Genomic DNA, 12,675 nt, shown 5'->3' with positions numbered 1-12,675 from the left:
AGGGTGAAAAGGTGAAAGAGTGAAAAAATGGCTGCGCCACATAGGCATTTGGCTTAACTCCTTAACTCCTTACAAGCAGGGCCTTTTTAGGGGATAATACATATACAAGATGCTTGTAGTGTGAGTACAAGACACTTGTAGCGTGAATACAAGATGCTTGTAGTGCTAGTACAAGACACTTGTAGTGTCAGTACAAGGTGCTTTGTACTGATGCTTACGCCCGATATATGCTAACTATCCCATAGCACAATTAATGCCAAAACTAATTCGTTTCGATTATAACTGAAACACTCGTCAACTTGTTAACCCGTTAACTAAGCCACTTGTCTACTCGTTAACTTGCTAATTTGTCAGCTCATCAACCAAGACTACACGTCAATTAAGCCCATAATAAAAGCGTTCGAGTTAAGTTCTCGAACGCTTTTTATTATAAACCAACAAATGTTTCCGCTTATTTTTTAAGCTGTTTAAGCAATTTACCTGCCGTATCAGAAAGCAAGGTTACTGCTCCTGCCAGTATTACAGTGTCTTTAATCACCAATCTACCTGCACCCGAAAGCAAGGGGAAACCATGTTCGCCACTTCCCAAATCGGGTACCCAACATTCGGGCGTTGTTACGAGGAAAGACAGCGTTCCTAAGGTCATAATGATACAGAGCAGTTCGCCGAAAATGCCAATCTTTGGTGAGAACATACCCAAGAAAACCAAGATACCAATGCTCATGATAAGGCAACCAAGTCCGTAAGAGAATACATAAGTGCGGTTTTCTTCGTGCCATTGGCGGTTTTTCAACACCAATTCGCCCTCTTTGTTTTTATATTGCTTGTATTCTGGTGCTTCTTTTGCATAAAAGAAACTCATAAACGGACTGTTTGCAACAAAAGGAACGATGCCATCGGCCTCGTAATGGGTGAACTTTAAGCCTCCAATCCACACAAACACGATAAGAATGGCCACACGGATGAGGTTTAAACCGGTTTGGCGCAAGTTAGACGCCAATTCTAGAAATGCAATTACTTTACTTTTCATACTTACTTTATCGATTAAAAACGCATGCCCAATAAATGGGCAAATGAATGAATATTTACATACACAGGCCACTACATAAGTGCGCTTACGCACCTTGCAGAACATTACATATTGTAACGTACAAGGCCCTTTAACTATGCAAAGATAATTGATTTTGCACGAACATCAGCGCAAAATAACATTGCTAATACCTATAAAGGCATTGAAAAAAACTATCAGTTAACCACTGCTACCTTACAAGCCACGCCGCTTTTACCCTCTTCGGTGGCCTCTAACACCACGTAAACGCCGCTTACAACGCGCTGTCCGCGAAGGTCGGTGGCATCCCAAGTAAACATTCCGCCGTTGCTACGTCCTTCTTTTACCAGCGTTCCGTTGGGCGAAACAATTTTAATATAGGCATTTGGCGAAAGGTTTACTATCCTAATAAGCCCCTTATAGCCAGGTTCAACGGGGTTGGGATAGGCGTATGCCTGCCTATCGTCGCCCGTTTGCGGTTCGGTTGCATCGCCTTGATAAGAGCAAAGCCCATTGTCGGTGGCAAAAAACACCTCGCCTGTTGTGGGATTTATGGCGATGCTATTAATCACATCAGAACTTAACGCACTGTTGGCACTGGTGAAATGTTGCACTTGTTGCAGGTTATCGGCCGATATAAGGTAGGCACCATCGTTTAATGTACCCATCCATTTGCGGTTTGCTCCGTCAATAGCAATGTGCGTTATGTGCACTTCGTTAAGCAAATAATCGGCACTATTGGTGCCATCGTTACGCGGAATTTTAAACTGAACGAAATGTTTTTCGGCCTGATTGTTGCGTATTTGCAAGTAAAGTGGTGCCGCATTGGTGCCCACCCAGAGGTTTCCTTCGCGGTCTTCGGCAACACAAGTAACTGCATTTACGTGTATGGCCACGCCGTCTTGGTTGGTAAAAGTGTCGTAAACAGTGCATTCGCCCGTGGCTGGCTTATAGCAGGTAAGACTTGGAACGGTCCAATGGTCGTTGCAAAACCACACCCAACCGCGACTATCCACCAGCATTTTCGTCATGTTTCGCAAGCTAAGTCCATCGGCCATCAGGCGTTCTTGATGTTTGCTTTCCATCGGTTTGCCGCGCGGAATGGTAAGCAACGACTGGCGTTTGGTTTGACTATTTACAAGCCAAAGGTTGCCTTGTGCATCAAAATCCACACCATTTACAATAACATAATTATTATCTAACTCCACTCCCCTATCCACAGCAGGCAGCAAAGGGCTGTTATCGCGATTGAAATACGCCTTTAAACGTCCGTCTTGAAACTCGTATAAGCCCGGTCGTCCGCCCACAAACACGTGGTTAGGGTCTAGTGGGTCTACGGCTAAACAGTTAATATCGTTAAACGCGATGCCCGTAGTGGCGGCCACATCGTCTTGAAAGAAAGTCCACGAACCATTGCTTTCCAACACTTGCACTAAGCCTGGATAACCCTTTTGCGTACCTCCCGACGCGTATTGTCCGCCAACGGTGTACAATTTACCAGCGGTAAACTTCATGAAATAGAAGTTGTTGTATCGCGGTCCGCCCACGTTAGCCTTCTTAGCCGTTTCTAGTAGCTTGGCGTCTGGCTTTGCTTGCGGGTTGGGTTGGTACTCTCCCACCCTCGTCCAGCTGTTTCTGTCGTTCAGATTAGCCGTTAACGAGGCTGCATAACAGCCCACAACATCCGAGTAAGCCCATATACGGTTACCCTCAATGCGCGTCCAATTCACCTTAAATCCAAGGTTATACGTGTCATTAATCTGCATTTTTCGGGCATCAAGCTTAACAATTCCAAAGCCCGTTGCAAGGTAAGTGTTTGCGCCATAGGTGTTAATGCCAAACACAGTCTTATCCACCATCATGTTTTTATGGTATAAATCAGACAGGTTTTGCACCTCTCCATTGGGCATAACGAAGTCGATATTCTGGTTATCGTACACCACAACAAGTCGTTTAGCCACGTTGTTCCATGCAATAAAGGCAATGGGCGTGTCGCTAAGTCCGTTTATTCGGTCGAAGGTTTGTATGCTTTGGTCGGCCGTATTATAGGCAAACAACCGTTTAGAGGCCAGCACGTAAAGCGTGTTTCCGGCCTTTTGCACCTGCGTTATATCACTGTATGCCGTGTAACTGCGCCATAAGGAGGCACGAACAGGCAAACAGAAACATAATAATAGGGCGAGAAATAAACCAATGGTAGTGGGTTTGCGCATGTGGGGTTATGATTTATAAGCGATATAAGTTTATCTGTTGATAAGATTATAACGCAAAAACGGCTGATATATTGTGAAAGGGTGAAAGGGTGAAAGGGTGAAAGGGTGAAAAGGTGAAAAGGTGAAAGGGTGAAAAGGTGAAAAGGTGAAAAGGTGAAAAGGTGAAAAGGTGAAAAAATACTTACTCCTTACAAACTCTACTACTTTACTCCTCACAACCTTTACTACTTTACTACTTACTAGTTTTACTACCTTTACTACTTACCACCTTACTACTTACCACCTTACTACTTACCACCTTACTACTTTACTACCTTACTACTTACTACCTTACTACTTTACTACTTACTACTTTTACTACTTTACTACTTACTACTTTTACTACTTACTACTTTTACTACTTACTACCTTACTCCTCACCCCCTACCCTTTCAGAAATTCAACCAGCTTACCAACTGCCCTTGCCCGATGCGAAATTTGGTTCTTAATGTCGGCACCAAGCTCAGCAAATGTTTTGTCGTAACCATTGGGAACAAACAGCGGGTCGTAGCCAAAGCCTGCTGTTCCGTGGCGTTCCGTGGCGATATGTCCCTCTACAACGCCTTCAAAAAACAAGGGTTGATTAATGCCCAACGTGTTATTACGTGGGGCAACAAGGGCAACAACCGTGCGAAAACGAGCATCGCGATGGGTGTTGTCAGCCAATCGACAAAGCAATTTGTGCATGTTAGCCTCGCTATCGTGCCCATCGCCACCTGCATATCGTGCCGAATACACGCCAGGTTCGTTGTTTAGGGCGTACACTTCCAGTCCTGTATCGTCGGCAAAGCATGCCATTCCATAGTGTTCCAACACGTATTGCGCCTTGATAAGGGCGTTTTCTTGCAGTGTAGAGCCCGTTTCGGGTATGTCTACATCGCAACCAATGTCTTTTAATGATAGCACTTGCAGGTTGGAAGGCATTATTTGGCGTATCTCTTCCAGCTTATGCGCGTTGTTGGTAGCAAAAACAATGTTTGTGTTCATATCATTTCATTTATTTGTCAGACTGGTCTGACCGGTCCGACCAGTCCGATTAGTCTGACCAGTCCGACCAGTCCGACAATATTTATCTTACCCCCCACTTCCCTGATAAATCAGCGTGGTTAGTTTATCCTCGGCAAACACCTCACGAGCCACACTTTGCAGCTCTTCGGCCGTAATGTCGTCTATCTGTTGCAGCAAGTTATCAATGTGTTTCTCCTTATTAAAATGAAGAAAACTCTTGCCAAAGTCCAGCGCGAAACTCTCCCTATTGTCACAAGCCACACATATCTGACCCTTAATTTGCCTTTTGGCAGCCGCCAGTTGTCGTGCCGAAAGCGGCTTTTCGATAAGCCTATTCAGTTCTTTCTTCACCAAGCGAAGACAACGGCGCAGGTCCTTTTGGTCGCAACCAAAGTAAACACACCACACACCTGTGTCTGCATAACTCACCATATTGCTCTCTACATTGTACACCAAGCCATTGCATTCGCGCAAAACGATGTTCAAACGAGCATTCATACCCGGACCACCAAGCAAGTTATTGGCCAAATAAAGGGGCAAACGACGCTTGTCGTAAGTGCTGAAAGCACGATTGCCCAGCATAACATGTGCCTGGTGCGTGTCCATCTGGCGTGTTATCTTTTTCGGTAGATAGGGTGGGAGAGACTCACCTTCGTGCGTATCGATATGCGGAAGGGCGTTTGGGAAATGCCGAGTGGCATGCCTTAACGACTTAACAAGCCAATGAAAATCCAGTTCGCCGTATGCAAAGAACACCATATTGTTGGGTCGATACATCCTACGGGTAAAGTCTTTGGCGTGTTCAGACGTGTAAGTACGCAGCAAAGAGGCCTTTCCAAGAATGTTGTTACCCAGCGGATGACCCGAAAAAACAGCGTTTTCGAAATCATCGTATATCAGTTCGGCAGGCGAGTCGTTGTAGCTTTCAATCTCGTCGCATATCACTTCAATTTCTTTTCGCAACTCGGCGGTGGGATATTGACTATCAAACACCATGTCGGTTAACAGCTTTACCGCCCTTGGCGCATGCTCCTTGGGGATGGCAGCATGGTAAACCGTTTCCTCCTTGTTGGTAAATGCGTTGATGTCGCCGCCAACACTTTCCAAACAATTCAATATACTAAGGGCACTTCGTTTGCTTGTACCCTTAAACGAGGCATGTTCACAAAAATGTGCCATGCCCATTTCGGCCTCCGATTCGTTGCGCGTGCCTGCATTAATTCGATAACCGCAATAAACCACGGGCGACGAAGAACTGCGGTGAATGATACGAAGACCATTGGGAAGCGTGGCCGTATTATACTTGTTATCCATACGAATGGCAGATTTGCTCGATGTGGTCATTATTCAATGTTAAAAGCAAAAAAGGCGACGCGCGCTCGTCTCAAGCACACGTCGCCGAATAAACCAAAATAAATATTACATGAAAAAAAACTGTATTCTATAACAATGCCTGTATCTCGGCATCTAAGTCTTTTATCTGCGCATCACGCTTTTGTAGCGTGTTGTTTCGGTCGATGAGGAAGAAGGTAGGCAGCGTTTGCACATTGTATTGCGCCAATACGGCACTACGCGTTCCGTTTTCGTCCCACACACTTACCCAAGGCAGCGCGGCTGTCTTTGTCTTCCAGAAGTGTTCTTCGGGGTCGAACGACACCTGGTAGATTTCAAAACCGCGGTCGTGATACTTGTTATATATCTCGCGCATCATCATTATGCGTTTCAAACTGCCCTCGGCGGCAAAAGCCTGGAAGTCTAACAGAACCACCTTTCCTTTCAAGTCGGTAAGTTTTCTCACACGTCCGTGGTTGTCGGTAAGGGCAATATCTATCACGCCGGCCACCTTAACCTTGTCGGCACTGATGGTTTGGCGAGCGTTATTTTCTGCAATACGCACGTTTTTCATCCCTTCGATGGCGATGTTGTGCAGGTTAAGTCCGCGTTCGGCCTTTGGAAAATAAGTGTCCCAACTTGTTGCCACGGCAGCGAACACCTTCACATCGTCTTTGCTGCTGCGTGGGTTGAAGATAAGGATATTGGCATTTCCCAACACGATGGTTTGGAAAAGGGCGTAATAGGCGTAAGCCTTCATGGGCTCTTTAAATATATAATTGAGCTTTACCTTATTCTTATACACCTCTAAAACCTTGGTAACACTATCTTCTACTGCCTCTACGCCCAGCGCAGGACTGTTTGCAATGGCCGTAACCTGCCTTTGCAGGGCTAGCTGCATATAGGCCAAATCGCGTATTTTGGTGCATTCTTCGGACCCGCTAACCTCGTAATTGGCCGACATGGTGGGGTAAGCGGCCTTCACGGTGATGCTTTCCGTAGAGTCGACAGCAAGGTTCACCATTTGGTTGGCAATGCGCAAGCGATAAAATTCGGGTGCATCGGGCGCCTTCTGCTTAAACTCAAAGTTGCCATTTTCGTCTAGCTTAACGCTATCTACCGCCTTAGGACCGTTAAGACTCATGTTTTCGAGATAGAGAACAGAGTCTTTTGCCTGGGTGATTGTTCCGTTAATGTTGAACTTTTTTTCGCTACACGAACCCAAGCTCAAAACGGCTACACCCAAAACAGCGGTATAGAATAATCCCGATAGTTTTTTATTATTCATTTTTAGCAAGTTGATTAACTTGTTTGCAAAGTTAAAATAAACCTATCAAAATACAAAACCGTTAAGCGGATATTTTTAAAGTGTGCAAGTTTATAAGTTTTTAAGCCACTTATTTTTTCAGTTTACTAAGGTTTAAGTTTTCCGTGTAAGCTGAATTTAGAATGTAATAGAGAATGAGATTTCATACTCCAAGCCAGCTTTCAAACTCCTTCTTTTCTTGTTCTGCAACCATTATCTTGCCTTCTGAGATATTTTCAGAGAGCCAAGCATACTGGAGCGGTCTGAACAAAAGCTAATTGGTGATTATTTTACCTGCCTCAGGTTCCATCTTTCCATATCCAATCAACGCTATAAGTCCCACGATAGCAATCAGTACAAATGATAGCTGATAATGTGCAAGCGAATGAGGATTGGCAGAGGTAGATGCTACAAATCTCAATGCCAATGCACCTATACCGATACCCAATCCGGAGGCGAGCTGAAGGGTAGTGCTGTAAAGCGTATTGGCTGAAGACATCATTTGTTGGGGTACGTCCATGTATGCCACCGTGTGAAGAGTGCTTAACTGTACCGAGCGGAAACAGCCCATCAAAAAGAGGCATACGATGATGGCGAAGACGGGTGAAGAGGCCTTGAACAGTGCGCAGGCAGCTGTTGACAGCGAAAGCAACAGTGCGTTAAGGAACAGGATATACTTGATGCGCCAATGATGCATCATCCATACGGTGAAAGGTTTGGTGGTGAGATTGCCCAGCATTAGCGAGAGTAGTAGCAAACCGGAATGAAAGGCATTGAAATGTAGGCCGTCTTGAAACAGTAACGGCAGTAGGAATGGGGCTGCACCGATAACCATCATCGACAGTGTGCCATAGATAATCGTTACCGAATAAGTGGGCACGCGCATTACGGAATAGTCTATCAGCGGCAATGAGGCGTGCAGCGAACGGCGTATATTGAAAGCAAAGAGTAGTATACAGAGAAACAGCAGAATGAGGGGGCGCACGAAACTGGAAACGTTGTTTCCCAACAGTTCAAGGCTGTACATCATGCCCGAAAGCGACAAGGCACTCAACAAGAAGTCAGGTATGTCTAATTTACCCCGCTGTCTGTCTACCGGCTGTTTAGGAATATATCTTATTGCCAGGACAAAGACGAGTAGCCCTACCGGAACATTCAGGAAGAATATCCAGTGCCACGAGAAATAAGTGGCAAGAAATCCGCCTATGGGAGGACCGACAACGGGCGCAATAAGCCCTGGAGTGGTTATCCATGCGATGGCATTTACCAAATCGCGCTTGTCGCAGTTTTTTAATACAGCCAATCGCCCTACGGGCACCATTAGTGCTCCGGCCATGCCTTGTATGAAACGTACAAAGGCAAACTGCGTTAGACTGTTGCAGAGAGAGCACAGGACGGACGTGCCGATAAATCCTAGAACTGCATAGGCGAACACCGAACGCGTGCCATACCTATCGGCAATCCAGCCGCTTACAGGGATAAACACCGCCAGCGAAATCATATAGGACGTAATCCCGATGCTCATCCTACCACTTTCCACACCGAAGTCTAAGGCCATTAGTGGCAGAGCTGTCACCAAGGCGGTCGAGTCAATGTATTCCATGAAGAAAGCCACAGCTACGAGAGCTATGACAATCCGTGAGATATACTTTTTCATTTCCTTGCCTCTTTGTAATTTTCATCATACGCTTCGGCAGCCTTTTCCAAAAGTACCTCAATAAGGCTCTTTAAGTTCGTCCCCCTGTTTGCAGCCATGATGGAAAGCCAGCGAAATGTGTCTTCGCTAAGGTCTATTGTTATTTTCTTCGATTGTAATGCCGTTGTTGCCATAAGCCTAAACTTTAATTCATTGCAAACATAAACAATATATGCCATATACACAAATATGGAGATGAAAATCAATTAAATAGATACAAAAACACGTTTACTAGCCAAACCAACTTCAATGTATGGCTATCGCAAACCCACGAACTTATCAAGTCATCAACCCACAAACTCATCAACTCAAAAAATTAAAATCTTATTTTTTATTTTACATTATCGCTCAAATTTTCACTCCGTTCTAGCGAAAATATCAGTTAAAAAGTAGGTAAATTGATACTATTTCTAGCCTTTCACGACTTACATTTTGTCAATATTCAAGAGGATGACCTGCGTTTTGCACCATTTTACCTTTCTAGATTGGTTGCCAACTCATTATTTTTAACGTCCAAATTACCCACTTTTAGCCCCTAAAACCCTACTTTTTAAGCCCATTTTGCTCTTTCTAGCCATGTATTTCATCGCTATAAAAGGTTTTATTTATGCAACTGCAGTAGATATTTATGCTTTTTAGGCTTGAATTTAGCACCATTTTGCACTGCGTTTAGCACCATTTTACCTTGCATTTAGCAGCAAAACGCATTCCATTTTGCACCAAAACGCACTCCATTTAGCACCAAAACGCAGTGCATTTAGCACCAAAACGCACAAAAATAGGTGCAAAAGGGGAATTGTTTAAATAAATATTCATTCTGCCGCATGCACAGGCCAACCCTTATTTGCATCAAAATAAACCCTCGCGAGAATCGATTTTTTGCGGCAAGGTGAGCCATTGGTGAGCAGAAAAGGCACTCAAAATGTTAAAATTTTTGCTCAAAACCAGACAAAAAAGATTATCCCATATACACGCACATGATAACACAGACAGTATGCTCAACTAACAAACAAAATCTGCACAGGCACTAACCACCGCTTAGGTTTAAAGTCAAGAGCACTTCATTAACTCGAAACCTCATTCCAATACAAACCCAAATAATTCATCAACTAATCGGCTTACCCATTTAAAAATTCAAAATTCCGCACCATTTATCCACACGCACACAAATATTATCTTATATCTTTCTTTTAAAAGAGAAAGAAAATGATGGTGATGATATGGCGTGGATAAGTTGATAACTTTTCTCTTTACGCAACGTGTTTTTGGTTATCAACATTAGGAAAAGGTTATGCACAAGTTATCAAACGCACTTTTAGGTTGTAAGTTAAGGCTTTATATATGTTTTCCACATAAAAAGGTGGGGTAGGGCATTGTGCAAATGTTCATAACTTTTGTTGCTCTAAAAGTGTTGATAACGCTTGTATTTCGCCACAACAACTTCTTAGTTATCCACCAATCCTTAGGGGTGCGTTGTAAGTTGTGGATAAGTGAGGAGTTGTACATGGCTTTTACACGGGTTATCAACAGGGTTGTCCACAGCCTACGGGGGATAACTAGGATGCTATCAACAAACATAATAGGCAAACAAGGGTATGTTTTCATTCTTCTATAAAGTTGTATTGGCATAGTGTAGAAAGGGTTTATATCGAAAAATCCTTGCGGTTTCCATTTATTTAATTTGTAATTTTCTTTGTAAGTGTGTTATAAATGTGCTATCTTTGTATTATCACCAATAAACAATTTTGTTATGCACATTATAACCGCGCGCGAATTTAGGGCAAATCAGAAGAAGTATCTTGATTTGGCCGCAACAGAAAAAGTAGTTATTCTAAGAAACAACACACCATCTATCCAGTTGGTGCCTATGTTGGATGATGAAACTACCATCAGTGCTGCTTTGTTAGCTAAAATAGAGAAATCTAGAAAAGACATTAAGGCAGGGAAAGGTAAGACCTGTCGTTCTGTTGACGAGTTAAACGCATATTTAGAAAAGCTATGAGCTATGTTTTACGCTTTTCGCCCGATGCTGAGAAAGAGCTAAAAAAGTGGAAGAAGTCTGCACCAAAGCTGTTTAAAAAGCTTTCGGAAGTTCTTAGCGAACTAATAATACACCCTAAGCAAGGTATAGGACATCCAGAAGCCTTAAAGGGTGGTGACGGTATTACTTATTCGCGACGTATTAGTGGCAAGCATCGTGTTGTTTATGATGTTTACGAACAAATTGTTGAAGTGCATGTTTTGTCTATTGGTGGGCATTATGATGATAAGTAAAAAACAAAGTTGATTTAAAAGAAAACACCTAATACTGCTTTTTTTGACCAAAAACAGGAGCTAACATTCGTATATGGGGTAGGGAATACTCTTAAAAACGCCGCGCATTTGCTTGCTTTGTACATGGCATCAAGATGTAGGATGCAGTGCGTAAAGCAAGTAAATGCGCGGCGATTTTTAATATAGAATAGTACGAGGATGGTGAGAAGTGTGCGTTACTACACGCATTTTCAGCAGCTGTCTTTTCCTATGCTGCCTTCTCTTCCACGTTCGTTTTATTGCGGTTAAGCTTGTCTACAACCAGTGCTATGGCTCCGTCGCCCGTTACGTTACAAGCAGTTCCAAAGCTATCCATAGCAATGTAGAGGGCAATCATCAGTGCTTGTTCGTTCTCGCCAAAGCCAAGGATGCTGCCCAAAGGGGCAAGCGACGCCATAATGGCACCACCTGGCACGCCAGGAGCGGCTACCATGAAGATGGCCAGCACCATAATGAAATGCAAAAAGAGGGGAAAATCGGTGGGCAAGCCTTCAAGTAGGGCAATGGTAAAGGCGCAAGCGGTTATCTTCATGGCCGAACCTGAGAGGTGAACCGTGGCACAAAGGGGGATAACAAAGCCCGCAACACCTTCGGATACGCCGTTTTTCAGTGTCTGCTTTAAGGCCACGGGGATGGTGGCAGCCGAAGAAGAGGTGCCAAGGGCCGTGAGATAGGCTGGAAACATGTTGGCCAATAGGCGGAAAGGATTTTTACGAACGATGGCTCCGGCAATGAGATACTGATAGATTAGCACGAAAATGTGTAGCGCAAAGATAACGACAATAATCTTAGCAAACACGGTCATCATGCGCATTACGTCGCCGCTGAAAGTCATGTTGAGGAAAATGCCGAAGATATACAGGGGCAAGAGGGGGATGATAACGCGCTCGATAACGCCCACGACGATGTCCTTCATCTCGCTGATGGCACCGCGCAACATCGTATGACTGCCGTAGGCAACGCCCAAACCCACGATGAACGACAGCACAAGCGCGCTCATTACGTCTATTGGGGCGGGGATATTCACGGTGAAGTAGGGTAGTATCTCGGCCGATTTCTCCACGTTTTGCAATGTCTGTGAGCCGTTTCCTATGAGCGATGGGAAGAAAGTAGAACCCGTTGTATAGCTCAATATGGCGGCAATAACGGTGTCGGCATAGGCAATGCCCACGGTTATAAGCAGCAATTTGCCTGCTCCCTTGCCAATTTCGGCAATGGCTGGCGTAACCAATCCCACGATAATGAGGGGGATAATAAAGCCTAAGAATTGTCCGAAAATGCTGTTGAAGGTGATAAATATGCGTACCCACGGCAGCGTTAGTATGTTTCCTAGCAATACGCCGAGGGCAATGGCGATGAGAATGCGCCCAAGTAAACCGATTTTCATAGGTAATGTTATATTTTAAGTTGGGCAGTCCGGTTGGTATTTGGGCTGCATGTGAAACAAATTGTCAAAAGGATGGCTGGCTCTGTAAGAAAGATAAAGCAAGGGGAGAATTTCAAATGAAGAGGCTCACGCCTCCAAACCAAGATATTCAGCTTATAGGCTCACGCCTATGTTCTAGCTAAGTGGGCTAAGACATCATGGTCTTTCGCCTCCATCTTTGCATTTTAATTGACCACAACTTAAATGCTCACGCATTCTTTATGTGTGGCAATTTACAACAAAAAAGTTAGTTATCTCCCCCTGCTGTTATCTTCTACGCGGCCGATGGGTTTG

Annotated in this window: 10 protein-coding genes; 2 read left to right on the top strand and 8 right to left on the bottom strand. The window is 44.2% G+C overall.

Going from position 1 to position 12,675, the window contains the following annotated elements; translation table 11 throughout:
• Positions 1 to 451 precede the first annotated feature (451 nt).
• The 7 genes from HMPREF2955_RS10700 to HMPREF2955_RS10670 all read right to left on the bottom strand — a co-directional run bounded on the left by HMPREF2955_RS10700 (position 452) and on the right by HMPREF2955_RS10670 (position 8,776).
• Positions 452 to 1,030 (bottom strand): DUF417 family protein, encoded by a 579-nt coding sequence (locus HMPREF2955_RS10700; RefSeq protein ID WP_070723484.1) that lies wholly within the window; start codon positions 1,028 to 1,030, stop codon positions 452 to 454.
• 215 nt (positions 1,031 to 1,245) lie between these two features.
• Complete coding sequence (locus tag HMPREF2955_RS10695; protein ID WP_070723424.1) at positions 1,246 to 3,261, bottom strand: type IX secretion system anionic LPS delivery protein PorZ; 2,016 nt, start codon at positions 3,259 to 3,261, stop codon at positions 1,246 to 1,248.
• 423 nt (positions 3,262 to 3,684) lie between these two features.
• Positions 3,685 to 4,287, bottom strand: a complete 603-nt coding sequence (locus HMPREF2955_RS10690; protein WP_070723422.1) for a non-canonical purine NTP diphosphatase — start codon at positions 4,285 to 4,287, stop codon at positions 3,685 to 3,687.
• An 87-nt stretch (positions 4,288 to 4,374) separates the two neighbouring features.
• Positions 4,375 to 5,652: a M16 family metallopeptidase gene (locus tag HMPREF2955_RS10685; protein ID WP_246830126.1), complete on the bottom strand. Its 1,278-nt coding sequence runs from the start codon at positions 5,650 to 5,652 to the stop codon at positions 4,375 to 4,377.
• Positions 5,653 to 5,749: 97 nt separating this feature from the next.
• Complete coding sequence (locus HMPREF2955_RS10680; protein ID WP_070723420.1) at positions 5,750 to 6,928, bottom strand: TlpA disulfide reductase family protein; 1,179 nt, start codon at positions 6,926 to 6,928, stop codon at positions 5,750 to 5,752.
• Positions 6,929 to 7,220: 292 nt separating this feature from the next.
• The gene (locus tag HMPREF2955_RS10675) at positions 7,221 to 8,603 is read right to left on the bottom strand and encodes an MFS transporter (protein WP_070723418.1); all 1,383 of its coding nucleotides are present in this window, start codon (positions 8,601 to 8,603) and stop codon (positions 7,221 to 7,223) included.
• Positions 8,600 to 8,776 carry a hypothetical protein gene (locus HMPREF2955_RS10670; protein WP_210401312.1) on the bottom strand — a complete coding sequence of 59 codons (177 nt, stop codon included), beginning with the start codon at positions 8,774 to 8,776 and terminating at the stop codon, positions 8,600 to 8,602. Before HMPREF2955_RS10670 ends, HMPREF2955_RS10675 begins: the two co-directional genes overlap by 4 nt.
• 1,616 nt (positions 8,777 to 10,392) lie before the next feature.
• Between HMPREF2955_RS10670 and HMPREF2955_RS10665 the strand changes: the two genes are divergently transcribed.
• Both HMPREF2955_RS10665 and HMPREF2955_RS10660 read left to right on the top strand, forming a co-directional pair.
• Positions 10,393 to 10,644 (top strand): type II toxin-antitoxin system Phd/YefM family antitoxin, encoded by a 252-nt coding sequence (locus tag HMPREF2955_RS10665; RefSeq protein WP_009230561.1) that lies wholly within the window; start codon positions 10,393 to 10,395, stop codon positions 10,642 to 10,644.
• Positions 10,641 to 10,916, top strand: coding sequence for a Txe/YoeB family addiction module toxin (locus HMPREF2955_RS10660; RefSeq protein ID WP_070723416.1), 276 nt, complete (start codon positions 10,641 to 10,643; stop codon positions 10,914 to 10,916). Before HMPREF2955_RS10665 ends, HMPREF2955_RS10660 begins: the two co-directional genes overlap by 4 nt.
• 247 nt (positions 10,917 to 11,163) lie before the next feature.
• Here the strand turns inward: HMPREF2955_RS10660 and HMPREF2955_RS10655 are convergent, their stop codons facing one another.
• On the bottom strand, positions 11,164 to 12,342 hold the full coding sequence (locus tag HMPREF2955_RS10655) for a dicarboxylate/amino acid:cation symporter (protein WP_070723415.1): 1,179 nt from the start codon (positions 12,340 to 12,342) through the stop codon (positions 11,164 to 11,166).
• Positions 12,343 to 12,675: the final 333 nt, after the last annotated feature.

Origin of the sequence: Prevotella sp. HMSC073D09 (genome assembly GCF_001814145.1) — a bacterium.
GTDB lineage: Bacteria > Bacteroidota > Bacteroidia > Bacteroidales > Bacteroidaceae > Prevotella > Prevotella conceptionensis.
This window is presented reverse-complemented; position numbering and strand designations above follow the sequence as displayed.

What these genes read in the sequence shown, in the direction of transcription:
- HMPREF2955_RS10700 (WP_070723484.1), bottom strand. Translation starts at nt 1,030, where the DNA reads ATGAAAAGTAAAGTAATTGCATTTCTAGAATTGGCGTCTAACTTGCGC.
- HMPREF2955_RS10695 (WP_070723424.1), bottom strand. Translation starts at nt 3,261, where the DNA reads ATGCGCAAACCCACTACCATTGGTTTATTTCTCGCCCTATTATTATGT.
- HMPREF2955_RS10690 (WP_070723422.1), bottom strand. Translation starts at nt 4,287, where the DNA reads ATGAACACAAACATTGTTTTTGCTACCAACAACGCGCATAAGCTGGAA.
- HMPREF2955_RS10685 (WP_246830126.1), bottom strand. Translation starts at nt 5,652, where the DNA reads ATGACCACATCGAGCAAATCTGCCATTCGTATGGATAACAAGTATAAT.
- HMPREF2955_RS10680 (WP_070723420.1), bottom strand. Translation starts at nt 6,928, where the DNA reads ATGAATAATAAAAAACTATCGGGATTATTCTATACCGCTGTTTTGGGT.
- HMPREF2955_RS10675 (WP_070723418.1), bottom strand. Translation starts at nt 8,603, where the DNA reads ATGAAAAAGTATATCTCACGGATTGTCATAGCTCTCGTAGCTGTGGCT.
- HMPREF2955_RS10670 (WP_210401312.1), bottom strand. Translation starts at nt 8,776, where the DNA reads ATGGCAACAACGGCATTACAATCGAAGAAAATAACAATAGACCTTAGC.
- HMPREF2955_RS10665 (WP_009230561.1), top strand. Translation starts at nt 10,393, where the DNA reads ATGCACATTATAACCGCGCGCGAATTTAGGGCAAATCAGAAGAAGTAT.
- HMPREF2955_RS10660 (WP_070723416.1), top strand. Translation starts at nt 10,641, where the DNA reads ATGAGCTATGTTTTACGCTTTTCGCCCGATGCTGAGAAAGAGCTAAAA.
- HMPREF2955_RS10655 (WP_070723415.1), bottom strand. Translation starts at nt 12,342, where the DNA reads ATGAAAATCGGTTTACTTGGGCGCATTCTCATCGCCATTGCCCTCGGC.